At 54.0% G+C, this 22,263-nt stretch carries 25 protein-coding genes and 1 tRNA gene; 18 read left to right on the top strand and 8 right to left on the bottom strand.

Translation table 11 applies throughout. From position 1 onward, the window contains the following. Positions 1–7 precede the first annotated feature (7 nt). On the bottom strand, positions 8–985 hold the full coding sequence (locus ACOTXC_RS17535; RefSeq protein ID WP_003861852.1) for a calcium/sodium antiporter: 978 nt from the start codon (positions 983–985) through the stop codon (positions 8–10). Between the two features lie 227 nt (positions 986–1,212). Between ACOTXC_RS17535 and mlaF the strand changes: the two genes are divergently transcribed. From mlaF to murA, 7 genes are all read left to right on the top strand, one after another. After that, on the top strand, positions 1,213–2,025 hold the full coding sequence (gene mlaF / locus ACOTXC_RS17530; protein WP_022649527.1) for a phospholipid ABC transporter ATP-binding protein MlaF: 813 nt from the start codon (positions 1,213–1,215) through the stop codon (positions 2,023–2,025). Between the two features lie 7 nt (positions 2,026–2,032). Continuing rightward, positions 2,033–2,815: a lipid asymmetry maintenance ABC transporter permease subunit MlaE gene (gene mlaE, locus ACOTXC_RS17525; protein WP_003861848.1), complete on the top strand. Its 783-nt coding sequence runs from the start codon at positions 2,033–2,035 to the stop codon at positions 2,813–2,815. 4 nt (positions 2,816–2,819) lie between these two features. Further along, a complete protein-coding gene (gene mlaD, locus ACOTXC_RS17520; protein ID WP_022649526.1) occupies positions 2,820–3,368 on the top strand; it encodes an outer membrane lipid asymmetry maintenance protein MlaD in 549 nt (182 codons plus the stop codon). A gap of 18 nt (positions 3,369–3,386) precedes the next feature. Further along, positions 3,387–4,022 (top strand): phospholipid-binding protein MlaC, encoded by a 636-nt coding sequence (gene mlaC, locus ACOTXC_RS17515; protein ID WP_023307064.1) that lies wholly within the window; start codon positions 3,387–3,389, stop codon positions 4,020–4,022. Next, positions 4,022–4,315, top strand: a complete 294-nt coding sequence (gene mlaB, locus ACOTXC_RS17510) for a lipid asymmetry maintenance protein MlaB (protein WP_022649525.1) — start codon at positions 4,022–4,024, stop codon at positions 4,313–4,315. The genes mlaC and mlaB overlap by 1 nt, the downstream gene beginning before the upstream one ends. A 126-nt stretch (positions 4,316–4,441) precedes the next feature. Beyond that, positions 4,442–4,696, top strand: a complete 255-nt coding sequence (gene ibaG / locus ACOTXC_RS17505) for a BolA family iron metabolism protein IbaG (protein ID WP_003861840.1) — start codon at positions 4,442–4,444, stop codon at positions 4,694–4,696. Between the two features lie 50 nt (positions 4,697–4,746). Beyond that, positions 4,747–6,006: a UDP-N-acetylglucosamine 1-carboxyvinyltransferase gene (murA, locus tag ACOTXC_RS17500; protein WP_006812128.1), complete on the top strand. Its 1,260-nt coding sequence runs from the start codon at positions 4,747–4,749 to the stop codon at positions 6,004–6,006. 63 nt (positions 6,007–6,069) lie between these two features. Here murA and sfsB read toward each other — a convergent pair whose 3' ends face one another. Together sfsB and ispB are read right to left on the bottom strand one after the other, a co-directional pair. Further along, entirely contained in the window at positions 6,070–6,357 is a 288-nt protein-coding gene (sfsB, locus tag ACOTXC_RS17495; protein ID WP_022649524.1) for a DNA-binding transcriptional regulator SfsB, read from the bottom strand. Positions 6,358–6,586: 229 nt separating this feature from the next. Next, the gene (gene ispB / locus ACOTXC_RS17490) at positions 6,587–7,558 is read right to left on the bottom strand and encodes an octaprenyl diphosphate synthase (protein WP_006812126.1); all 972 of its coding nucleotides are present in this window, start codon (positions 7,556–7,558) and stop codon (positions 6,587–6,589) included. A 257-nt stretch (positions 7,559–7,815) separates the two neighbouring features. On the opposite strand from ispB, the gene rplU reads away from it, so the two are divergent. From rplU to cgtA, 4 genes are all read left to right on the top strand, one after another. After that, complete coding sequence (gene rplU / locus ACOTXC_RS17485; protein WP_003025032.1) at positions 7,816–8,127, top strand: 50S ribosomal protein L21; 312 nt, start codon at positions 7,816–7,818, stop codon at positions 8,125–8,127. A gap of 19 nt (positions 8,128–8,146) precedes the next feature. Further along, positions 8,147–8,404 (top strand): 50S ribosomal protein L27, encoded by a 258-nt coding sequence (rpmA, locus tag ACOTXC_RS17480; RefSeq protein WP_003861831.1) that lies wholly within the window; start codon positions 8,147–8,149, stop codon positions 8,402–8,404. Between the two features lie 95 nt (positions 8,405–8,499). After that, positions 8,500–9,465: a DMT family transporter gene (locus ACOTXC_RS17475; protein ID WP_003861826.1), complete on the top strand. Its 966-nt coding sequence runs from the start codon at positions 8,500–8,502 to the stop codon at positions 9,463–9,465. Between the two features lie 15 nt (positions 9,466–9,480). Next, entirely contained in the window at positions 9,481–10,656 is a 1,176-nt protein-coding gene (cgtA, locus tag ACOTXC_RS17470; protein WP_003861823.1) for an Obg family GTPase CgtA, read from the top strand. 33 nt (positions 10,657–10,689) lie between these two features. Here cgtA and pmrB read toward each other — a convergent pair whose 3' ends face one another. The 3 genes from pmrB to dacB are packed head-to-tail and all read right to left on the bottom strand — an operon-like array spanning position 10,690 to position 13,828. After that, a complete protein-coding gene (gene pmrB, locus ACOTXC_RS17465; protein WP_058677035.1) occupies positions 10,690–11,733 on the bottom strand; it encodes a two-component system sensor histidine kinase PmrB in 1,044 nt (347 codons plus the stop codon). Continuing rightward, positions 11,730–12,392 carry a two-component system response regulator PmrA gene (pmrA, locus tag ACOTXC_RS17460; protein WP_003861819.1) on the bottom strand — a complete coding sequence of 221 codons (663 nt, stop codon included), beginning with the start codon at positions 12,390–12,392 and terminating at the stop codon, positions 11,730–11,732. Before pmrA ends, pmrB begins: the two co-directional genes overlap by 4 nt. 2 nt (positions 12,393–12,394) lie before the next feature. Beyond that, a complete protein-coding gene (gene dacB / locus ACOTXC_RS17455; RefSeq protein ID WP_003861817.1) occupies positions 12,395–13,828 on the bottom strand; it encodes a serine-type D-Ala-D-Ala carboxypeptidase in 1,434 nt (477 codons plus the stop codon). Positions 13,829–14,056: 228 nt separating this feature from the next. Here dacB and greA point away from each other — a divergent pair, with 228 nt between their 5' ends. Beyond that, positions 14,057–14,533, top strand: coding sequence for a transcription elongation factor GreA (gene greA, locus ACOTXC_RS17450; protein WP_014171793.1), 477 nt, complete (start codon positions 14,057–14,059; stop codon positions 14,531–14,533). Between the two features lie 151 nt (positions 14,534–14,684). On the opposite strand, the gene yhbY is transcribed toward greA, so the two are convergent. Beyond that, on the bottom strand, positions 14,685–14,978 hold the full coding sequence (gene yhbY, locus ACOTXC_RS17445) for a ribosome assembly RNA-binding protein YhbY (RefSeq protein ID WP_003861814.1): 294 nt from the start codon (positions 14,976–14,978) through the stop codon (positions 14,685–14,687). Between the two features lie 127 nt (positions 14,979–15,105). Between yhbY and rlmE the strand changes: the two genes are divergently transcribed. The 6 genes from rlmE (at position 15,106) to ACOTXC_RS17415 (ending at position 20,697) form a co-directional block, all read left to right on the top strand. Next, on the top strand, positions 15,106–15,732 hold the full coding sequence (gene rlmE / locus ACOTXC_RS17440) for a 23S rRNA (uridine(2552)-2'-O)-methyltransferase RlmE (protein ID WP_003861812.1): 627 nt from the start codon (positions 15,106–15,108) through the stop codon (positions 15,730–15,732). Positions 15,733–15,834: 102 nt separating this feature from the next. After that, positions 15,835–17,769 (top strand): ATP-dependent zinc metalloprotease FtsH, encoded by a 1,935-nt coding sequence (gene ftsH / locus ACOTXC_RS17435; protein WP_003861810.1) that lies wholly within the window; start codon positions 15,835–15,837, stop codon positions 17,767–17,769. A gap of 98 nt (positions 17,770–17,867) precedes the next feature. Then, positions 17,868–18,716, top strand: a complete 849-nt coding sequence (folP, locus tag ACOTXC_RS17430) for a dihydropteroate synthase (protein ID WP_045622101.1) — start codon at positions 17,868–17,870, stop codon at positions 18,714–18,716. Next, positions 18,709–20,046 carry a phosphoglucosamine mutase gene (gene glmM, locus ACOTXC_RS17425; RefSeq protein ID WP_003861804.1) on the top strand — a complete coding sequence of 446 codons (1,338 nt, stop codon included), beginning with the start codon at positions 18,709–18,711 and terminating at the stop codon, positions 20,044–20,046. Before folP ends, glmM begins: the two co-directional genes overlap by 8 nt. A gap of 222 nt (positions 20,047–20,268) precedes the next feature. After that, the gene (secG, locus tag ACOTXC_RS17420) at positions 20,269–20,601 is read left to right on the top strand and encodes a preprotein translocase subunit SecG (RefSeq protein ID WP_003861803.1); all 333 of its coding nucleotides are present in this window, start codon (positions 20,269–20,271) and stop codon (positions 20,599–20,601) included. Between the two features lie 9 nt (positions 20,602–20,610). Further along, positions 20,611–20,697, top strand: a tRNA-Leu gene (locus ACOTXC_RS17415). A gap of 187 nt (positions 20,698–20,884) precedes the next feature. Here ACOTXC_RS17415 and argG read toward each other — a convergent pair. Next, the gene (argG, locus tag ACOTXC_RS17410; RefSeq protein ID WP_022649518.1) at positions 20,885–22,231 is read right to left on the bottom strand and encodes an argininosuccinate synthase; all 1,347 of its coding nucleotides are present in this window, start codon (positions 22,229–22,231) and stop codon (positions 20,885–20,887) included. Between the last annotated feature and the right edge of the window lie 32 nt (positions 22,232–22,263).

Genomic DNA, 22,263 nt, shown 5'->3' with positions numbered 1-22,263 from the left:
TTTCCGTTTACCCAGAGAGAAGTGGCGAGAGCCAGTACAGCATCGCCAGCCATACGATAAATCCACCCGTCAGCAGCGCGCCCGCGCCTTTGCCGATCTGCTCTTTTCGCCGCCAGCAGAGCAGGGCGAAAATTACGCTGACCAGTAGCATCACACCGTAATCGCGCGTGAAGACCATAGGGTTAAACGGCCCCGGTGAGATTAATGCTGGCAGCCCCGTCACGATCGCGATATTGAAAATATTCGAGCCAATGATATTGCCGATGGCGATATCATCTTCCCCTTTACGTGCCCCGGCGATGGCGGTAGCCAGCTCTGGCAGGCTGGTGCCGATGGCGATGACCGTCAGACCGATTGTCAGTTCGCTCATCGCAAACGCGTTCGCCAGCACCGTCGCGTTATCGACCACCATCCGCGTGGCCATTGGCATTATGATCAGCGCGACGCCCAGCCACAGCAGGGCGACGGGTAAGGTCCCTTCCCGTGGCAGCTCGGCGAGATGCTCACGCGTGAGGCTATCATTACCCTGTTTTTCCGCCAGACGTGCGATCTTCACGCTGTAAAGCAACCAGATCACGGCCAGGGCGAGCAGGAATATACCGTCACCGACGCTCAGCACCCCGTCATAAAGCACATAGCCTGCCAGCAGACTGACGACTAACATTAGCGGCAATTCACGACGCAAAACATCGGAATGTACGCGAAATGGATGCAGTAATGCGGCTAAGCCTAAAATCAGCAAGATATTGACGATGTTAGAGCCAATCGCAGTGCCAATAGCGAGGTCGACCTGGCCATGCAACGAGGCTGAAACAGAAACGATGATTTCAGGAAGCGATGTGCCTACACTGACCACCGTCATCCCAATAATGATGGGCGGCATGCCAATGAGTCGACAGAGAATGGATGCGGCAAAGACCAAACGGTCAGCACTGTAGACCACCAACAGTAAACCAATTATTAACAGTGCTGTTGCTAAAAGCATCAAAAGTCCTTTCTTCAGGTATACTCGCTGGTCCACTGCGCACGAATTTTAGCGCCAGATGAAGTCTGAGACGTGACGAATTCCTAATTTTGACTTTATGCGCCGGAAAAGTAAAACAAATGCCAGCTTTCGCTAACCCCAATAGTGAATATTCTGTAAAAATGCGGGGTTTAGGGCTGATTTACGCTTCATGCCAGCAGTGAAGCAAGGTAAGTAAGGAACCATAAATGAGCCAAACGATGGCGAATATAGTCGATGTCCGGGGCGTCAGTTTTTCTCGCGGCAACCGGGTGATATTTGATGATATTTCGCTGACCGTGCCGCGCGGTAAAATCACCGCCATCATGGGGCCGTCAGGGATCGGTAAAACGACGTTGCTGCGTCTTATCGGCGGGCAAATCCCCCCTGATAGCGGCGAAATTCTCTTCGACGGTGAAAACGTCCCGGAGATGTCTCGCTCGCGCCTCTACACGGTTCGCAAACGGATGAGCATGCTCTTTCAGTCGGGTGCGCTGTTCACCGATATGAACGTATTTGACAACGTGGCCTATCCGCTGCGTGAGCACACCCATCTTCCTCCTGCGCTGTTGCACAGCACGGTGATGATGAAGCTCGAAGCTGTGGGGTTGCGGGGGGCTGCGAAACTTATGCCGTCCGAACTCTCGGGTGGGATGGCGCGCCGCGCCGCGCTGGCGCGTGCTATTGCCCTGGAACCCGATTTAATCATGTTCGATGAACCGTTCGTCGGGCAGGACCCTATCACCATGGGCGTGCTGGTGAAGTTAATCTCGGAGCTGAACAGCGCCCTTGGCGTCACCTGCGTGGTGGTTTCCCACGACGTGCCGGAAGTGCTGAGTATTGCTGATTACGCCTATATTGTGGCTGACAAAAAGATCGTCGCCCACGGCAGCGCTCAGGCGTTGCAGGAGAATGGCGATCCGCGCGTGCGGCAGTTCCTGGACGGTATCGCAGATGGGCCGGTGCCTTTCCGCTATCCGGCGGGCGACTATCATGACGATTTACTGGGAATAGGGAGTTAATCCACTCATGCTGTTAAATGCGTTGGCGGGTCTTGGACACCGTGGCCTAAAAACCATCAGTACGTTCGGGCGTGCCGGATTAATGTTGTTCAACGCGCTGGTTGGCAAACCGGAGTTCCGCAAGCATGCGCCGTTACTGGTGCGGCAGCTTTATAACGTCGGCGTGCTGTCGATGCTTATCATCATCGTGTCGGGTCTGTTTATTGGCATGGTGCTGGGGTTGCAGGGGTATCTGGTGCTGACAACCTACAGCGCGGAAACCAGCCTTGGCATGCTGGTGGCGCTCTCGCTGCTGCGTGAACTCGGGCCGGTTGTAGCAGCGCTGCTGTTCGCCGGGCGTGCCGGATCAGCGCTGACGGCTGAAATTGGCCTGATGCGCGCCACAGAGCAGCTCTCCAGTATGGAGATGATGGCGGTCGATCCGCTGCGCCGGGTGATCTCGCCGCGCTTCTGGGCCGGGGTTATCTCCTTACCGTTACTGACTATCCTCTTTGTGGCGGTAGGTATCTGGGGAGGCGCGCTGGTTGGCGTCAACTGGAAAGGCATTGATGCCGGGTTCTTCTGGTCTGCCATGCAGGACGCCATCGATCTGCGGATGGATCTGGTGAACTGTCTGATCAAGAGCGTGGTTTTCGCTGTGACGGTTACCTGGATTGCGTTGTTTAATGGTTACGATGCCATTCCGACGTCGGCGGGCATTAGCCGTGCAACGACGCGTACTGTCGTACATTCGTCGCTGGCCGTTTTAGGTCTGGATTTTGTGCTCACCGCACTGATGTTTGGGAATTGAGTTCATGCAAACGAGAAAAAATGAAATTTGGGTTGGCGTGTTTTTGCTTCTGGCGCTGCTGGCCGCGCTGTTTATCTGCCTGCGCGCGGCGGACATCACCTCTGTTCGCACCGAGCCGACGTATCGCGTCTACGCGACTTTCGATAATATCGGCGGCCTGAAGGCGCGCTCACCGGTCCGTATTGGTGGCGTCGTTATTGGACGTGTCGCTGACATTACGCTTGATGAGAAAACCTATCTGCCGCGCGTCGCAATGGATATCGAAGAACGCTATAACCACATTCCTGACACCAGCTCGCTCTCTATCCGCACCTCTGGCCTGCTGGGGGAGCAATATCTGGCCCTTAACGTTGGTTTTGAAGATCCTGAGCTGGGAACGTCTATCCTTAAAGACGGTAGCGTAATCCAGGATACCAAGTCAGCGATGGTGCTGGAAGATATGATTGGTCAGTTCCTTTACAACAGTAAAGGGGATGATAAAAAGTCTGACGATGCCCCTGCGCAGAGTGAAGACCACACCAACGTCGAACCGACGCCAGGCGCGACGAATTAATTTCAGGAGAAGTCATTCATGTTTAAACGACTGTTAATGGTTGCCATGCTGGTCATTGCCCCTCTAACCGCGGCGCACGCTGCGGATCAGAGTAACCCGTACAAACTGATGGATGAGGCCGCGAAGAAAACCTTCGACCGTCTTAAAAACGAACAGCCAAAAATCCGCGCTAACCCTGATTATCTGCGTGATGTGGTGGATCAGGAACTGCTGCCGTATGTGCAGATCAAGTACGCGGGCGCACTGGTGCTGGGCCGTTACTACAAAGACGCGACCCCGGCGCAGCGCGAGGCTTACTTTGCGGCGTTCCGTGAATACCTGAAACAGGCTTACGGCCAGGCGCTGGCGATGTACCACGGGCAGACCTATCAGATTGCTCCTGAACAGCCGCTGGGCGATGCCACCATCATTCCTATCCGCGTGACGATTATCGATCCAAACGGTCGTCCACCGGTACGCCTGGACTTCCAGTGGCGTAAAAACAGCCAGACCGGAAACTGGCAGGCGTACGACATGATCGCTGAAGGCGTCAGCATGATCACCACTAAACAGAACGAGTGGAGCGATCTGCTGCGCACCAAAGGCATCGATGGCCTGACGGCTCAGCTTCAGTCCATCTCTCGTCAGAAAATTACCCTGGACGAGAAGAAGTAATGTCGCAGCAGCTTAGCTGGGCGCGTGACGGCGAGACGTTGACGCTGACGGGAGAGCTGGATCAGGATCTGCTTAACCCGCTGTGGGACGCTCGCCATAACGCGATGCAGGGCGTGACGTTGATTGATCTCCATGGCGTCACGCGAGTAGATACCGCCGGTATCGCCCTGCTGGCGCACCTGGTGGCCACGGGCAAAAAGCAGGGGAGTAGCGTCACCCTGACGGGGGTAAGCGATAATGTCGTAACCCTTGCACAGCTTTACAATTTGCCTGAAGACGTATTACCTCGCTAACTTTTTCAGTACGTTACTTCCGAAAGCCCCGACAGTTTACGCGTCGGGGCTTTTTGCTTGTTTAAGACCGCGCCACTTTGCTCTAAGATGTTGAGCTTGTTTTCACTATCAGATGATGTAGACCCCATGGAAAATAATGAAATCCAGACAGTGCTGATGAATGCACTCTCCCTTCAGGAAGCCCACGTCTCTGGCGATGGCAGTCACTTCCAGGTTATTGCTGTGGGTGAGATGTTCGACGGAATGAGTCGCGTGAAGAAACAGCAGGCTGTGTACGCGCCGCTGATGGAATACATTGCGGATAACCGCATCCACGCCCTGTCGATTAAAGCGTTCACCCCACAGGAGTGGGCACGCGATCGCAAACTAAACGGTTTTTGAGCTGAGGGCGAAGCGCCCGCAGCACGGTTGAATTTATAAGAGAGCAAACGATGGATAAATTTCGTGTACAGGGACCCACGCGTCTCCAGGGCGAAGTCACAATTTCTGGCGCTAAAAACGCCGCGCTGCCCATTCTTTTCGCTGCGCTGCTCGCAGAAGAGCCGGTAGAGATCCAGAACGTACCGAAGCTGAAAGATATCGACACGACCATGAAGTTGCTCGGCCAGTTGGGCACCAAAGTGGAGCGTAACGGTTCCGTCTGGATCGATGCCAGCAACGTGAACAACTTCTCAGCGCCGTATGAGCTGGTGAAAACCATGCGTGCTTCCATCTGGGCGCTTGGCCCGCTGGTTGCGCGTTTCGGTCAGGGACAGGTTTCACTGCCGGGCGGATGCGCTATCGGCGCCCGTCCAGTCGACCTGCATATCTTCGGTCTGGAAAAGCTGGGCGCGGAGATCAAGCTGGAAGAGGGGTACGTTAAAGCGTCCGTCAATGGTCGCCTGAAAGGCGCGCACATTGTCATGGACAAAGTGAGCGTGGGCGCAACGGTAACCATCATGTCGGCTGCTACGCTGGCAGAAGGCACTACCATCATCGAAAACGCCGCCCGAGAGCCGGAAATCGTGGATACCGCGAACTTCCTGGTCGCGCTGGGGGCGAAGATCAGCGGGCAGGGCACAGACCGTATCACCATCGAAGGCGTTGAACGTCTGGGTGGTGGTGTGTACCGCGTACTGCCAGACCGTATCGAAACCGGTACTTTCCTGGTAGCGGCTGCCATTTCTGGCGGTAAGATTGTTTGTCGTAACGCACAACCGGATACCCTGGATGCGGTGCTGGCGAAACTGCGCGATGCGGGTGCGGACATTGAAATTGGTGAAGACTGGATCAGCCTCGATATGCACGGGCAGCGTCCTAAAGCCGTTAACGTGCGCACTGCGCCACATCCGGCATTCCCGACGGATATGCAGGCACAGTTCACCCTGTTGAACCTGGTGGCCGAAGGCACAGGCTTCATCACGGAAACTATCTTCGAAAACCGTTTCATGCACGTACCGGAACTGATCCGTATGGGTGCGCATGCTGAGATTGAAAGCAACACGGTCATTTGCCACGGCGTTGAAAAACTGTCCGGTGCGCAGGTGATGGCGACCGATCTGCGCGCGTCTGCGAGCCTCGTACTGGCAGGTTGTATTGCAGAAGGGACTACCGTCGTCGATCGTATCTACCACATCGATCGTGGTTACGAGCGTATTGAAGACAAACTGCGCGCGCTGGGTGCGAATATCGAGCGTGTGAAGGGCGAGTAATCGTTCCGGCACCCCCCTGCCATAACAGGCCGGGGGATTGCTGTTCCTGTAAATCCGGGTGCATCAGTCCTGATGTGCTTTCTTCGCTTTGCTCTGGCGCATCATGCGCGTTCTGTCGATAAATTCATGGGTAATGGGATCGTGATAGCGTGACGGCCATATCACCCACGGATGCGTATCCAGCGCCGTCGCAATAATCAGTTCCCCCTTCGGCCATGGGCGGGTCAGGGCGTTTGCCAGCGTCGACGAGCTCAGCCCATGACGACGTGATTCGGCAGCCAGCGATGTCCCTTTTTTACGCAGTGCCGCAATAATGTCAGCAGAATGCCAGTCGATGAATTTTGTATCCATAATGCTGTCCTTGTGTTCGTTATCGTCCACGTCGTTTCGTGTGAAAAGACAGCATTACTATACTCACTTCGAACATCTGTTCTAAAAAGTTCATGTTACGAGAAGCAATATTCAGAATAAGGCACGGCTTTATACATACGGCCTGTAACCTGATGAGCTTACGCGTAAATGTAATTTATTGGTGCGTACTGGAACCTCCCTACGAGATCGCAGGGAGATGAGGAGGGGATTAACGGTCGCGCTGGACGGCGATGTGCGCGAGGCCGATTAGCGCATCACGCCATGGGCTGTCGGGAATGACCTGAATTGCGGCGATGGCTTTGTCTGCTTCTTCTTCAGCACGCTGACGCGTCCATTCAAGGGAACCACAGATGGCCATTGTTTCCAGTACCGGTTCCAGAAGATGGCGACCATTTCCCTGCTCGATAGCCTCCCGGATCATTTTCGCCTGCTCTGGTGTGCCATTGCGCATCGCGTGGAGCAGCGGCAGCGTTGGCTTGCCTTCGTTCAGGTCATCGCCAACGTTTTTACCGAGCGTTTCGCCATCCGCGCTGTAGTCCAGCAAATCATCAATCAGCTGGAACGCGGTGCCGAGGTAACGGCCATAGTCCTGAAGCCCTTTTTCCTGAGCTTCGCTACAGCCTGCCAGAATGCCGGAGCACTGCGCGGCGGCTTCAAACAGACGTGCGGTCTTGCTGTAAATCACCCGCATATAGTTTTCTTCGGTGATATCCGGGTCGTTGACGTTCATCAACTGTAGGACTTCGCCTTCAGCGATAACGTTTACGGCTTCTGACATCACTTCCAGCACCTTCAGCGAGCCAAGGCTGGTCATCATCTGGAAGGCTCGGGTATAGATAAAATCCCCTACCAGAACGCTTGCCGCATTACCAAACGCGGCATTGGCGGTGGCTTTGCCACGACGCATGTCTGATTCATCCACAACATCGTCATGAAGCAGGGTGGCGGTGTGGATAAATTCGATCAGCGCCGCGATCGTGACGTGGGCATTTCCCTGATAGCCAACCGCGCGTGCGGCCAGAATGGCAATCATCGGACGAATACGTTTACCGCCGCCGCTGACGATGTAATAGCCCAACTGATTGATCAGCTGAACGTCAGAGTTGAGTTGCTCCAGGATTGCTGCATTCACACCCGCCATATCTTGCGCGGTTAACTCATTGATTTTTTCTAAATTCATCGCAAAAGCCGGGCTTTTTATCCTGTTTATCCCACACGAGATGGGTACACAAAGGGTTTCGGTTTATAAATAGTATTGCTGATTGTACTGAAAAAATGGCTCAGATAAACGTTACCGTACGTGTTGTGTTTTTTTTCTTCATGTATTGATGGTAGCACTTGTCAAAGGCTCGCGTTTTGCGTAATATTCGCGCCCTATTGTGAATATTTATAGCGCACTCTGAATCATACGAGGATGTGCGCGGAAGCGGAGTTTATATGTACGCGGTTTTCCAAAGTGGTGGTAAACAACACCGAGTAAGCGAAGGTCAGACCGTTCGCCTGGAAAAGCTGGACATCGCAACTGGCGAATCTGTTGAGTTCGCTGAAGTTCTGATGATCGCAAACGGTGAAGAAGTCAAAATCGGCGTTCCTTTCGTTGATGGCGGCGTTATCAAAGCTGAAGTTGTTGCTCACGGTCGTGGCGAGAAAGTTAAAATCGTTAAGTTTCGTCGTCGTAAACACTATCGTAAGCAGCAGGGCCACCGTCAGTGGTTCACTGATGTGAAAATTACTGGCATCAGCGCCTAAGACCTGAGGAGAGATTTAAATGGCACATAAAAAGGCTGGCGGCTCCACACGTAACGGTCGCGATTCAGAAGCTAAACGCCTGGGCGTTAAGCGTTTCGGTGGCGAATCCGTTCTGGCGGGTAGCATCATCGTTCGTCAGCGTGGCACCAAGTTCCACGCGGGTACCAACGTAGGTTGCGGTCGTGACCACACTCTGTTTGCTAAAGCAGACGGTAAAGTGAAATTTGAAGTTAAAGGCCCGAACAACCGTAAATACATCAGCATCGTTGCTGAGTAAGGTTTTCTCGGTCCGGTAACGGATTAAAGCCCCGCAACGTGTTGCGGGGCTTTTTACATTGGAAACCCGGAAAATTTTCTGTAGGGAAAACGGGCATGAAGCAGCAGGCCGGCATTGGTATTCTTTTGGCGCTCACTACCGCGATGTGCTGGGGGGCGCTGCCAATTGCAATGAAGCAGGTACTGGAAGTGATGGAACCGCCCACGGTGGTGTTTTATCGCTTCCTGATGGCAAGTATAGGCCTGGGCGCCATTCTGGCCGTCAAAGGTAAGCTGCCACCGCTGCGCATCTTCCGAAAACCGCGCTGGCTGGTGTTACTGGCTATCGCGACGGGCGGTCTGTTCGGTAACTTCATTCTGTTCAGCTCTTCCCTGCAATATCTTAGCCCTACAGCGTCGCAGGTGATTGGTCAGCTATCACCGGTCGGCATGATGGTCGCCAGCGTATTCATCCTCAAGGAGAAGATGCGCGGTACGCAGATCATCGGGGCAAGCATGCTGCTTTGCGGTCTGGTGATGTTCTTTAACACCAGTCTGATCGAGATTTTTACCCGCCTGACGGATTACACCTGGGGTGTCATTTTTGGGGTGGGTGCAGCAACGGTCTGGGTGAGTTATGGCGTCGCGCAAAAGGTGTTATTGCGTCGTCTTGCCTCACAGCAGATCCTCTTTTTGCTGTACACTTTGTGTACACTGGCATTATTGCCGTTAGCTAAGCCGGGGGTGATTACCCAGCTCAGCGACTGGCAACTGGCGTGCCTCATTTTTTGTGGGCTGAACACGCTGGTCGGTTATGGCGCGCTGGCTGAAGCTATGGCGCGCTGGCAGGCAGCACAGGTTAGCGCCTTAATCACGCTTACCCCGCTGTTTACGCTGTTATTTTCAGATTTGTTATCAATGGCCTGGCCCGATGTCTTCGTCAAGCCGATGCTCAACCTGTTGGGTTATCTCGGTGCGTTTGTCGTGGTTGCGGGCGCGATGTATTCCGCCATTGGTCATCGTCTCTGGGGGCGTTGGCGCAAAAATGAAGCGGTTGTAATAGTCCCCCGCTCAGGCGAATGAGTTACGGAGAGTAAAATGAAGTTTGTTGATGAAGCGACGATTCTGGTCGTGGCAGGTGATGGCGGTAACGGTTGTGTAAGCTTCCGCCGTGAAAAATATATTCCTCGTGGCGGTCCTGACGGCGGTGACGGTGGGGACGGTGGCGACGTGTGGCTGGAGGCGGATGAAAACCTCAACACGCTGATCGACTACCGTTTCGAAAAATCTTTCCGCGCCGAACGTGGGCAGAATGGCCAGAGCCGCGACTGTACCGGTAAACGCGGTAAAGACGTGACGATCAAAGTGCCGGTAGGTACGCGTGTCATCGATCAGGGCACGGGCGAAACCATGGGTGATATGACCAAACACGGTCAGCGCCTGATGGTGGCGAAAGGCGGCTGGCACGGTCTGGGTAACAGCCGTTTCAAATCTTCCGTTAACCGTACCCCGCGTCAGAAAACCATGGGTACCCCGGGTGATAAGCGCGACCTGCAACTGGAACTGATGCTGCTGGCGGATGTGGGGATGCTGGGTATGCCAAACGCCGGTAAATCGACGTTTATCCGTGCGGTCTCTGCGGCGAAACCAAAAGTGGCAGATTATCCGTTTACGACGCTGGTACCGAGCCTGGGCGTTGTCCGTATGGATAACGAGAAGAGCTTCGTGGTCGCTGACATCCCGGGTCTGATTGAAGGGGCAGCAGAAGGCGCCGGTCTGGGGATTCGCTTCCTGAAGCACCTTGAGCGTTGTCGCGTACTGTTGCACCTCATCGACATCGATCCAATCGACGGTTCCGATCCGGTTGAAAACGCCCGTATCATTATCGGTGAGCTGGAGAAATACAGTGAAAAACTGGCGCAAAAACCGCGCTGGCTGGTATTTAACAAGATCGACCTGATGGATAAAGCGGAAGCTGAAGCGAAAGCTAAAGCGATTGCCGAAGCGATGGGTTGGGAAGATAAGTACTACCTGATCTCTGCCGCCAGCCAGGTTGGCGTGAAAGATCTCTGCTGGGATGTGATGACCTTTATCATCGAGAATCCGGTTGTTCAGGCAGAAGAGGCGAAACAGCCTGAAAAAGTCGAATTCATGTGGGATGACTACCACCGCCAGCAGCTCGAAGAGCTGGAAGCGGAAGAAGATGATGAAGACTGGGACGATGACTGGGATGAAGACGACGAAGAAGGCGTCGAGTTCATCTACAAGCACTAACTTCAGTATAAAGCCCCTTAACGGGGCTTTTTTTTATCCTATTTTCGCCGGTAACCAACAGCTGGCGATGAGGCCGCCCGCAGCGCCGTTCTCCAGCGTTAAATGGCCATGATGGAGCTGTACGATACGCTGTACGATGCTCAGCCCAAGGCCGCTGCCGCCGTAGCGCTGGTCGAGACGTCGGAAAGGTTCGGTGATCGACTGGCGGTGTGCCTCATCAATACCCGGCCCCTGATCGGTAACGCTCACCCGGGTACCGCTCTCCGTCGCTGTTAATGCCACTTCAATGGTTGTGCCTGCCGGGCTGTAGCGGGCGGCATTCTCCAGAAGGTTCCTTAGCATCAGACGTAACAGGACGGCGTCGCCCTGTACCGTCAGCGGGCTGTGAGCAGGCCATATCACCGTATGCTCTCTGGCTTCATGCTCCAGGCTGAGCGGTGCAATGATCGTCTCAGTCCAGTTCACGGTATCGTAATGGCCGCTGGCCATCGCCTGTCCGGCACGCGCCAGCATCAGCAGCTGTTCCACCGTGTGCATCAACTGATCGATCCGGTTTATCAGTGGCGTGGCCTGCGGGGAACCGGACTGAGCCATCAGTTCCAGATGGAGCCTGATCCCCGCAAGCGGCGTACGTAACTCGTGTGCCGCATCGGCGGTAAACAGGCGTTCCTGTTGAATAGTGTGATCCAGCCGGGCGAGGAGTTGATTGAGCGATGTGGTCACAGCGCCTATCTCTTCCATATCAGAATACATCGGCAGGGGAGTCAGATTATCCGCCGAGCGGTTCGCAAGGCTGGCGCGAAGTTTATTGAGTGGTCGGGTGATCCAGGTTACTGCCCAGAATGAGAAGAGCAGGGTAAAACCGACCATCACCAGAGAAGGGACCAGCAGGGAGGCAATGGCTTCGCGGATCTCTTTTTCGACATGGTTGTTGCGCGCTTTCGCAGACAACGTTTCATTCACCAGAAAACCGATTTGCTCGCGGCTCTCATGCCACAGCCAGACTACGCTAACCAGTTGAAAAAATAGCAGTATAACCGCCAGCAACACCATTAATCGCCGGCGCATACTGTTCATTTCTGGCTCTCCAGACGGTAACCCACGCCACGTACGGTTTTGATGCGATCTTTACCGAGCTTGCGGCGCAGATTATGAATGTGAACTTCAAGCGTGTTTGATCCTGGATCGTCCTGCCAGGAGTAGATGTCCTGTTGCAGCGTTTCACGGTGCACGGTCTGCCCGCTGCGCATGATCAGACGCGTCAGCAGAGCGAACTCTTTTGGGGTCACTTCCACAGGCTGAGACTGGCGCAGCACCTGCTGAGTTTGCAGATTGAGGGTGATATCCCCGTCCGTCAGCAGGTTGTCGCTGTGGCCCTGATAGCGGCGGATTAACGCCCGTACGCGAGCCTGTAGCTCGGCAAGGGCGAAGGGTTTTACCAGATAATCGTCAGCGCCAGAATCCAGCCCGTTAATTCTGTCTTCAATGGCATCGCGGGCGGTGAGAATCAATACGGGATTCTCCACTCCGCGACGACGCCACTGGCAGAGCAGCGTCGCGCCGTCTTTATCCGGCAGTCCCAAATCCAGGATCACAAGGCTGTATTCTCCGCTCTGGATCAAGGCATCTGCTTCAGCCGCCGTGGCGGCACAATCCAGGGCGTAGCCCTCATTCCCCAGTGCCAGCGCTAACCCTTCCTGTAATAACAGATCGTCTTCAACTATCAGTAGTTTCATCGCTAGTTATTCTGGTAGATGTCCTTATAGAGCCTGCTTTCGAAACGCACCAGTGGAATACGACGATTGCGCTGGTCAGCCGGTTCGACGGCATAGCCGGACAGATACTGCACAAAGGCCATGCGTTGCCCGCTGGCTGTCGTGATAAAACCGGCAAGGTTGTAAACGCCCTGCAGGGAACCCGTTTTGGCTGACACTTTGCCATCCACGCCTGCAGCGTGAAGGCCCGCACGGTACTGAAGTGACCCATCGTGTCCGGCGAGCGGCAGCATTGTAATAAAGTTTAGCTCAGCGTCATGCTGAGCGATGTACTGCAACACCTGCATCATGGTGGCCGGTGAGATCAGGTTATGGCGCGATAAACCGGAACCGTCGACAGCGATCGTATTGCCCAGATCGATACCCGCCTGCTGACGCAGGATCTGACGTACGGCATCAGAACCGGCCCGCCAGGTTCCAGGCACACCAAAGCGTGCGTGCCCAATCATACGGAACACGGTGTCGGCAATCATGTTATCCGACTTTTTCAGCATAATCTTAAGCAAATCATGCAGTGGCGCGGACTGTTTGCTGGCAATCACCGTGCCTGGTTCATTCACCTGCGTCTGGCGCAGCAGCGTTCCGGTGTAGGTTATGCCCGCCTGCTTCAGTTCATCTTTAAAAATGGCACCGGCATAGCCTGCGCCATCCTGAATGGCAAAGGCCAGCGGGAGGGGATCGGCCCGCTGGGTCAGGCAGCCGGTGAGCGTATAGCGATTGAGATCGCCCGGTACCACGTCGAGCTCACAATACTGCGCCTCCGGGGAGCCTTTCGCCAGCGTCCGCACCTGGCTGAACATCGTGACCGGGTAGTAAGACGCCACGCGGATAAACGCTAAGTCATTGGGTTTTGGCGCGCTGTAAAGCGATACGGAGAAGCAGTTACGGTCAACGATGGCGGCGGCTGGCGGGGCGCTAAAGCACTGCGTCATGTCGTTCCATGGCCAGCCAGGCGCTTTATCGTGGCTGGCGAAAATGGAGGTGTCGATCAGCACGTTGCCATCAATTTTTGTTACGCCGGATTTTTTCAGTACCGCCACCATGTTGCGGACATCCTGGCGCTTAAAGGTGGGATCGCCACCAAAACGGGCGATAAGATCGCCTTTCAGTTCGCCACCCTCAACGTTACCTCTGGTTTCAAGGGTGGTAGTAAAACGGAAGTCAGGCCCGAGCTGGAGCAGGGCGGCGAGGGCAGTGATCACCTTCTGGGTACTGGCAGGCAGCGCCATCTGTTGACTGTGATAGTCAATCTCGGGAGCCTGCGCGCCAACCTTCTGCACCATCAGGGCAAGGTTCGCGCCGGCGGGCAGTTGATTAATGTACTCATCAACATTCGCGGCCTGAACGGTGAACGTTATACTGGTAGTCAATCCGATGATAAAACTGGAAAATCGCATAATCTCGCGCTAACAACCCGAAAACAAACCGTCATACTACGGTGCATGGCACTGTAAAGTAAACGATGACCCATAGTGAACTTCGCGGTAAAATGCGTATCAAATTGAAAAATTGCTGCTGACCTGGGGCGTTGCTCCCGGGTCGGTTTTCTTTTTGCTTCTGGCCTGTTCAGGTGGGCTGGAGCAGGGAACACTGCTCCCAACAGGAATGTTTAAGAGGTATAACAAATGCAAGCTATTCCGATGACCTTACGTGGTGCCGAAAAACTGCGCGAAGAGCTGGATTTTCTGAAATCCGTACGTCGCCCTGAAATCATCGCCGCTATCGCGGATGCGCGTGAGCATGGCGACCTGAAAGAGAATGCTGAATACCACGCGGCGCGTGAGCAGCAGGGTTTCTGCGAGGGGCGTATCAAAGATATCGAAGCGAAACTGTCCAACGCGCAGGTTATCGATATCACTAAAATGCCAAACAACGGTCGCGTGATCTTCGGCTCTACCGTCACCGTCCTGAATCTGGACAACGACGAAGAGCAAACCTATCGCATCGTGGGTGATGATGAAGCGGACTTCAAACAGAACCTGATTTCGGTGAACTCCCCGATTGCTCGCGGCCTGATTGGCAAAGAGCAGGATGATGTTGTGACTATCCGCACCCCAGGTGGCGAAGTGGAATACGAAATTATTAAGGTTGAATACCTGTAATTCGCTTCTCTTCTAAGATGTTGATACATTGTAAAGAAAAGAAAAAGGCCGCATAGCGGCCTTTTATCAACTCAAGGAGCATGGCATTTTGCTCGCCTGCTGAAAGAAATCCCTCGTTTCACACAGAAAATGTGTTTGATTCAGGATATCCTTAACGTGGCAGCGAGATTTTGCGCTCTTTAGATGGGCGATAGAGCACCAGCGTTTTACCGATGACCTGTACATTACAGGCGCCGGTTTCGCGCACGATGGCTTCCACGATCAGGTTTTTAGTGTCTCTGTCTTCAGAGGCGATTTTCACCTTGATCAGCTCGTGGTGTTCCAGCGCTTGTTCAATCTCGGCAAGCACCCCTTCGGTCAAACCATTGTTGCCAAGCATCACTACAGGCTTGAGCGGATGTGCCAGACCTTTAAGGTGCTGTTTTTGTTTAGTACTCAGATTCATCGTATATTTTTGCTTACGTTGGGATTGAAAACGGTTCATTCTACCGCCATCTCCCTAATATCGCCAAATAGCTGCGTAGAAATTTACGTCACAGGCAAGTAACGATGAACCAGGACGGAAATGTTAAATGACAGGTAAAAAGCGTTCTGCCAGCTCCAGCCGCTGGCTTCAGGAACACTTTAGCGATAAATATGTTCAACAGGCGCAGAAAAAGGGGTTACGTTCCCGCGCCTGGTTTAAACTTGATGAAATACAGCAAAGTGACAAACTTTTTAAACCGGGAATGACGGTGGTCGACCTCGGTGCGGCACCTGGCGGATGGTCACAGTATGCGGTTACGCAGATCGGCGGAACGGGCCGAATCATCGCATGCGATCTTTTACCAATGGATCCCATCGTCGGTGTCGACTTCCTTCAGGGCGACTTTCGTGATGAATTAGTGCTTAAAGCATTACTTGATCGTGTAGGTGACAGTAAGGTCCAGGTTGTCATGTCGGATATGGCACCAAATATGTGTGGAACACCGGCGGTGGATATCCCCCGCGCCATGTATCTGGTGGAACTAGCGTTAGAAATGTGTCGTGATGTACTAGCGCCTGGTGGTAGTTTTGTTGTGAAGGTGTTTCAGGGCGAAGGTTTCGAGGAGTATCTTAAGGAAATTCGCTCCCTGTTTGCGAAGGTCAAAGTTCGTAAGCCGGACTCTTCCCGGGCCCGTTCCCGTGAAGTGTATATTGTAGCGACCGGGCGAAAATGATAACCGGTAGATTTCAGGCGAAAGTTTGAATGAAACTGGATATAGAGTATCCTGACGCTGTTTTTAACACAGTTGTAATATGAGGTTAATCCCTTGAGTGACATGGCGAAAAACCTAATACTCTGGCTGGTCATTGCCGTTGTGCTGATGTCAGTTTTCCAGAGCTTTGGGCCCAGCGAGTCGAATGGCCGCAAGGTGGATTATTCTACCTTCCTGCAAGAGGTCAATCAGGACCAGGTTCGCGAAGCGCGTATCAACGGACGTGAGATCAACGTTACCAAGAAAGATAGTAACCGTTACACGACTTACATCCCGGTGAACGATCCTAAGCTGCTTGATAACCTTCTGACCAAAAACGTCAAAGTGGTAGGCGAGCCGCCGGAAGAACCAAGCCTGTTGGCTTCTATCTTCATTTCCTGGTTCCCAATGCTGCTTCTTATCGGTGTCTGGATCTTCTTTATGCGCCAGATGCAGGGCGGTGGTGGCAAAGGTGCCATGTCGTTCGGTAAGAGCAAGGCGCGTATGCTGACGGAAGACCAGATCAAGACCACCTTTGCTGACGTAGCAGGTTGTGACGAAGCAAAAGAAGAGGTGGGTGAACTGGTTGAATACCTGCGCGAGCCGAGCCGTTTCCAGAAACTGGGCGGTAAGATCCCGAAAGGCGTCCTGATGGTCGGCCCTCCGGGTACCGGTAAAACCCTGCTGGCAAAAGCCATCGCGGGTGAAGCGAAGGTCCCGTTCTTTACTATTTCAGGTTCTGACTTCGTTGAAATGTTCGTGGGTGTCGGTGCATCTCGTGTGCGTGACATGTTCGAGCAGGCTAAGAAGGCAGCACCGTGCATCATCTTCATCGATGAAATCGACGCCGTTGGCCGCCAGCGTGGCGCAGGCCTGGGCGGTGGTCACGATGAACGTGAGCAGACCCTGAACCAGATGCTGGTTGAAATGGACGGCTTTGAAGGTAACGAAGGTATCATCGTTATCGCGGCAACTAACCGTCCAGACGTACTCGACCCTGCGCTGCTGCGTCCAGGCCGTTTCGACCGTCAGGTTGTGGTCGGTCTGCCGGATGTTCGTGGTCGTGAACAGATCCTGAAAGTGCATATGCGTCGCGTACCGCTGGCGCCAGATATCGACGCGGCAATCATCGCGCGTGGTACTCCAGGCTTCTCCGGTGCGGATCTGGCTAACCTGGTCAACGAGGCAGCACTGTTTGCCGCTCGCGGTAACAAGCGTGTAGTGTCCATGGTGGAATTTGAGAAAGCGAAAGACAAAATTATGATGGGTGCGGAACGTCGCTCCATGGTGATGACGGAAGCGCAGAAAGAGTCCACGGCATATCACGAAGCGGGCCACGCGATTATCGGTCGTCTGGTGCCGGAACACGATCCGGTACACAAGGTGACGATCATTCCACGCGGTCGTGCGTTGGGTGTGACCTTCTTCCTGCCTGAAGGTGACGCGATCAGCGCCAGCCGTCAGAAGCTGGAAAGTCAGATTTCAACCCTGTACGGCGGTCGTCTGGCAGAAGAGATCATCTACGGTGCGGAACATGTTTCCACCGGTGCGTCGAACGATATTAAAGTGGCGACAAACCTGGCACGTAACATGGTGACCCAGTGGGGCTTCTCCGACAAACTCGGTCCGCTGCTCTATGCAGAAGAAGAGGGCGAAGTATTCCTGGGCCGCTCCGTGGCAAAAGCGAAACATATGTCCGATGAAACGGCTCGTATCATCGACCAGGAAGTGAAAGCGCTGATTGAGCGTAACTACGCTCGCGCCCGTCAGATCCTGAATGACAATATGGACATCCTGCATTCGATGAAAGATGCGCTCATGAAATATGAGACCATCGATGCTCCGCAAATTGACGACCTGATGGCTCGCCGCGAAGTGCGTCCGCCAGCAGGCTGGGAAGACCCAGGCGCGTCTAACAATTCTGACAACAATGGCACCCCGCGTGCACCGCGTCCGGTCGATGAACCGCGTACGCCAAACCCGGGCAACACCATGTCAGAGCAGTTGGGCGACAAGTAAGTCACTGCTGTTGAAGCGTTTGTCTGTACATCAAACCCTGGAGCGTGCTCCGGGGTTTTTCTTTTTTATATAACCATGAAAATAACAGGGATTTAGCCATGAAACTCTTCGCCCAGGACTCGCATCTCGACCTTTCACATCCGCATGTGATGGGAATCCTGAATGTCACGCCTGATTCCTTCTCTGACGGCGGCACGCATAACTCGCTTATCGACGCGGTTAAACACGCGAATTTAATGATCAACGCGGGTGCCACCATCATTGACGTTGGAGGGGAGTCAACGCGGCCTGGCGCGGCGGAGGTTTCGGTGGAAGAAGAGCTGGCGCGCGTGGTGCCGGTGGTGGAGGCTATCGCCCGGCGCTTTGAAGTGTGGATCTCCGTTGATACCTCCAAACCCGAAGTGATCCGTGAAGTGGCGAGAGTGGGCGCTCACATTATTAATGATATCCGCTCGCTGACCGAGCCGGGCGCAATTGAAGCCGCCGCTGAAACCGGGCTACCGGTGTGTCTGATGCATATGCAGGGCCAGCCTAAGACAATGCAGGAGGCGCCAAAATATGAAGATGTGTTTGCCGACGTCACCCGCTTCTTTATTGAGCATATCGAACGCTGTGAACGTGCGGGTATCGCAAAAGAGAAATTGCTGCTCGACCCGGGCTTCGGTTTCGGTAAAAATCTCTCACACAATTACGCGTTGCTTGCGCGCTTATCAGAGTTTCATCAGTTCGGCCTGCCACTGCTGGTGGGAATGTCGAGAAAATCGATGATTGGTCAGTTGTTGAATATCGGGCCGAACGAACGTCTGAGCGGCAGTCTGGCCTGCGCGGTGATTGCCGCGATGCAAGGTGCACACATCATTCGCGTCCATGACGTAAAAGAAACAGTAGAAGCCATGCGTGTGGTGGAAGCCACACTGGCAGCGAAGGAAAACAAACGCTATGAGTAATCGTAAATATTTTGGTACCGATGGCATCCGTGGGCGCGTAGGCGATGCGCCAATTACCCCTGACTTTGTCCTGAAGCTGGGCTGGGCGGCGGGTAAGGTACTGGCGCGTCATGGCTCCCGTAAGATCATTATTGGTAAAGATACCCGTATTTCGGGTTATATGCTTGAGTCCGCGCTGGAAGCCGGGCTGGCGGCGGCGGGGCTTTCAGCTTCCTTTACGGGGCCAATGCCGACCCCTGCTGTTGCCTATCTGACTCGTACCTTCCGTGCGGAAGCGGGCATCGTCATTTCAGCTTCTCATAATCCGTTCTATGACAACGGTATCAAATTCTTCTCCATCGACGGCACTAAACTGCCGGATGACGTGGAAGAGGCGATTGAAGCGGAAATGGAGAAAGAGATCACCTGTGTCGACTCCGCTGAGTTGGGTAAAGCCAACCGTATTGTCGATGCCGCAGGCCGCTACATTGAATTCTGCAAAGGCACGTTCCCGAATGAACTGAGCCTGGCACACCTCAAAATTGTGGTGGACTGTGCAAACGGTGCGACCTATCACATTGCGCCGAATGTTTTCCGCGAGCTGGGCGCGAAAGTGATCACCATCGGCTGCGAGCCGGACGGTCTGAACATCAATGAAGAAGTCGGCGCGACAGACGTGCGTGCCTTGCAGGCGCGTGTACTGGCTGAAAAAGCCGATCTGGGTATTGCCCTGGATGGCGATGGCGATCGTGTGATCATGGTTGACCACGAAGGTAACAAGGTCGATGGCGATCAGATCCTCTACATCATTGCGCGTGAAGGCCTGCGTCAGGGGCAACTGCGCGGTGGCGCGGTGGGCACGCTGATGAGCAATATGGGTCTGGAGCTGGCGCTGAAACAGCTGGGCATCCCGTTTGTTCGCGCGAAAGTGGGTGACCGCTACGTGCTGGAAAAACTTCAGGAAAAAGGCTGGCGCATTGGCGCGGAAAACTCCGGCCACGTGATCCTGCTCGATAAAACCACCACCGGTGACGGCATTGTGGCGGCGCTTCAGGTTGTTGCCGCGATGGCGCGTAACCATATGAGCCTGCACGATCTGTGCAGCGGCATGAAAATGTTCCCGCAGATCCTGGTGAACGTGCGTTTCACCGCTGGTAAAGGCGACCCGCTGGAAAATGATAACGTGAAAGCGGTGATGGCAGAGGTGGAAGCGACGCTTGGCAGTCGTGGACGCGTCCTGCTGCGTAAGTCGGGTACCGAGCCGCTGATCCGCGTGATGGTGGAAGGTGAAGACGAAGCGCAGGTAACTGAATTTGCGCACCGCATTGCGGATGCAGTGAAAGCTGCATAATCTTTCAGAATAAGTGTTTAAAAAGGCGGCGTTTGCCGCCTTTGTTTTAAGCAATTAATGGCTTTTTGCTGTTTTTTTCCGCAGTTGATACAATGCCTCGAAAATGCCCTTGCGAAGGTGATTCGCTTTGGTTAGTATTCACACCCGCTTCAGTGGGAAACAAAATCCTGCTAATTGGTCGAAGCATTGGTATGCGGCAAATCCGCAAGGAACAGGTTGATTATGTACGAAGCTCTTTTAGTTATTTTCCTTATTGTAGCCATCGCTCTCGTAGCGCTGATTATGCTGCAGCAAGGTAAAGGCGCTGATATGGGAGCCTCCTTCGGAGCAGGCGCTTCCGGTACGCTGTTCGGTTCAAGTGGTTCTGCGAACTTCATGACCCGTACGACGGCGATTCTGGCTACGCTGTTCTTCATCATCAGTCTGGTGCTGGGCAATATCAACAGCAACAAGACCAGTAAAGGAAGCGAGTGGGAAAATCTGAGCGCGCCAGCAAAAACTGAGCAAACTCAGCCAGCTGCACCGGCTAAGCCAACCAGCGATATCCCGCAGTAAGTATTCAGTACCGAGGTGGTGGAATTGGTAGACACGCTACCTTGAGGTGGTAGTGCCCTAACGGGCTTGTGGGTTCGAGTCCCATCCTCGGTACCAATATTCCAGAAGAAAGACGTCGCAAGACGTCTTTTTTTTCGTCTGTACATTCTGTGTTTCCGATCTATTGTAGGGCGGGTAAGCGCAGCGCCGCCCGCCGTTTTGCCCGGCGGCGCTGCGCTTACCGGGCCTACGAAGACCACAAAAAAGGCGCCCATTGGGCGCCTTTTGCATGTCTTGCTGTCGATTACTTCTTATCGCTGTGTTCCAGGTTCTCAACCTGCGGCAGACCATTACCGGAATTCGCGGAGAGCAGGCCATTCTCAACATAGTTGAACAGCTTCTCACGGGTATCGGTGATGTCCAGGTTACGCATGGTCAGCTGGCCAATACGATCGTCCGGAGAGAATACTGACTCACCTTTCTCCATGGTCAGACGCTCTGCTTTATAGGTCAGGTTGTCAGACACGGTATTGAGGATGGAGTAATCATTGCCGCGACGCAGTTCCAGCGTCACTTCGCCGGTGATTGCGCTCGCCACCCAACGTTGCAGGGCGTCACGCAGCATCAGCGCTTGTGGATCAAACCAGCGACCCTGATACAGCAGTTTGCCCAGCTGACGGCCATGAGCGTGATACTGCTCAATGGTGTCTTCGTTGTGAATACCGGTCAGCAGACGCTCATAAGCGATGTGCAGCAGCGCCATCCCCGGAGCTTCGTAAATGCCACGGCTTTTCGCTTCGATGATACGGTTTTCGATCTGATCGCTCATACCCAGACCGTGACGACCGCCGATGCGGTTTGCTTCCAGCATCAGTTCAACATCGTCTGAGAAGGTTTTACCGTTCAGGGCAACCGGATGACCGCGTTCGAAACGCACGGTCACTTCTTCCGCCGGGATCTTCACGTTCTCATCCCAGAATTTTACGCCCATGATCGGGTTAACAATTTTTACGCTGGAGTTCAGGAATTCCAGGTCTTTCGCTTCGTGCGTCGCACCCAGCATGTTGGAGTCGGTTGAGTAGGCTTTCTCAACGGACATCTTATAGTCAAAGCCGCAGGCAATCATAAACTCAGACATTTCATGACGGCCACCCAGTTCGTCGATGAAGTCGGTATCCAGCCACGGTTTGTAGATCTGCAACTCGGCGTTGGTCAGCAGACCGTAACGATAGAAACGTTCAATATCGTTGCCTTTATAGGTACTGCCATCACCCCAGATGTTCACGCCATCTTCTTTCATGGCGGCGACCAGCATGGTGCCGGTGACAGCACGACCCAGCGGAGTGGTATTAAAATAGGTCAGGCCGCCGGTAGTGTTATGAAAAGCACCGCACTGGATAGCGGCAATGCCTTCAGCGACCAGTTGCTTACGGCAGTCAATCAGACGTGCGTTCTCTGCGCCATACTCCATGGCACGACGAGGGATCGCGTCATAATCTTCCTCGTCCGGCTGACCCAGGTTCGCAGTATATGCATACGGAACCGCTCCCTTCTGGCGCATCCACAGCAGTGCAGCGCTGGTATCCAGGCCGCCTGAGAAAGCGATGCCAATACGTTGTCCTACCGGAAGATGCTTGAGAATCGTCGTCATAGAATAAAACCCTGCTTGATTGACTGATTAGA

This window comes from Enterobacter cloacae complex sp. IR5428 (genome assembly GCF_049238585.1).
Lineage (GTDB): Bacteria > Pseudomonadota > Gammaproteobacteria > Enterobacterales > Enterobacteriaceae > Enterobacter > Enterobacter intestinihominis.
The sequence above is the reverse complement of the archived record's forward strand: the minus strand, read 5'-3'. Positions and strand labels throughout refer to the sequence as shown.

Coding starts and splice junctions, on each gene's coding strand:
- mlaC (WP_023307064.1), top strand. CDS start 3,387: ATGTTTAAACGACTGTTAATGGTTGCCATGCTGGTCATTGCCCCTCTA.
- argG (WP_022649518.1), bottom strand. CDS start 22,231: ATGACGACGATTCTCAAGCATCTTCCGGTAGGACAACGTATTGGCATC.
- dacB (WP_003861817.1), bottom strand. CDS start 13,828: ATGCGATTTTCCAGTTTTATCATCGGATTGACTACCAGTATAACGTTC.
- ibaG (WP_003861840.1), top strand. CDS start 4,442: ATGGAAAATAATGAAATCCAGACAGTGCTGATGAATGCACTCTCCCTT.
- pmrA (WP_003861819.1), bottom strand. CDS start 12,392: ATGAAACTACTGATAGTTGAAGACGATCTGTTATTACAGGAAGGGTTA.
- yhbY (WP_003861814.1), bottom strand. CDS start 14,978: ATGAATCTGAGTACTAAACAAAAACAGCACCTTAAAGGTCTGGCACAT.
- greA (WP_014171793.1), top strand. CDS start 14,057: ATGCAAGCTATTCCGATGACCTTACGTGGTGCCGAAAAACTGCGCGAA.
- rpmA (WP_003861831.1), top strand. CDS start 8,147: ATGGCACATAAAAAGGCTGGCGGCTCCACACGTAACGGTCGCGATTCA.
- ACOTXC_RS17535 (WP_003861852.1), bottom strand. CDS start 985: ATGCTTTTAGCAACAGCACTGTTAATAATTGGTTTACTGTTGGTGGTC.
- ACOTXC_RS17475 (WP_003861826.1), top strand. CDS start 8,500: ATGAAGCAGCAGGCCGGCATTGGTATTCTTTTGGCGCTCACTACCGCG.
- mlaE (WP_003861848.1), top strand. CDS start 2,033: ATGCTGTTAAATGCGTTGGCGGGTCTTGGACACCGTGGCCTAAAAACC.
- ftsH (WP_003861810.1), top strand. CDS start 15,835: ATGGCGAAAAACCTAATACTCTGGCTGGTCATTGCCGTTGTGCTGATG.
- rplU (WP_003025032.1), top strand. CDS start 7,816: ATGTACGCGGTTTTCCAAAGTGGTGGTAAACAACACCGAGTAAGCGAA.
- secG (WP_003861803.1), top strand. CDS start 20,269: ATGTACGAAGCTCTTTTAGTTATTTTCCTTATTGTAGCCATCGCTCTC.
- murA (WP_006812128.1), top strand. CDS start 4,747: ATGGATAAATTTCGTGTACAGGGACCCACGCGTCTCCAGGGCGAAGTC.
- glmM (WP_003861804.1), top strand. CDS start 18,709: ATGAGTAATCGTAAATATTTTGGTACCGATGGCATCCGTGGGCGCGTA.
- folP (WP_045622101.1), top strand. CDS start 17,868: ATGAAACTCTTCGCCCAGGACTCGCATCTCGACCTTTCACATCCGCAT.
- cgtA (WP_003861823.1), top strand. CDS start 9,481: ATGAAGTTTGTTGATGAAGCGACGATTCTGGTCGTGGCAGGTGATGGC.
- mlaF (WP_022649527.1), top strand. CDS start 1,213: ATGAGCCAAACGATGGCGAATATAGTCGATGTCCGGGGCGTCAGTTTT.
- mlaD (WP_022649526.1), top strand. CDS start 2,820: ATGCAAACGAGAAAAAATGAAATTTGGGTTGGCGTGTTTTTGCTTCTG.
- pmrB (WP_058677035.1), bottom strand. CDS start 11,733: ATGAACAGTATGCGCCGGCGATTAATGGTGTTGCTGGCGGTTATACTG.
- rlmE (WP_003861812.1), top strand. CDS start 15,106: ATGACAGGTAAAAAGCGTTCTGCCAGCTCCAGCCGCTGGCTTCAGGAA.
- mlaB (WP_022649525.1), top strand. CDS start 4,022: ATGTCGCAGCAGCTTAGCTGGGCGCGTGACGGCGAGACGTTGACGCTG.
- sfsB (WP_022649524.1), bottom strand. CDS start 6,357: ATGGATACAAAATTCATCGACTGGCATTCTGCTGACATTATTGCGGCA.
- ispB (WP_006812126.1), bottom strand. CDS start 7,558: ATGAATTTAGAAAAAATCAATGAGTTAACCGCGCAAGATATGGCGGGT.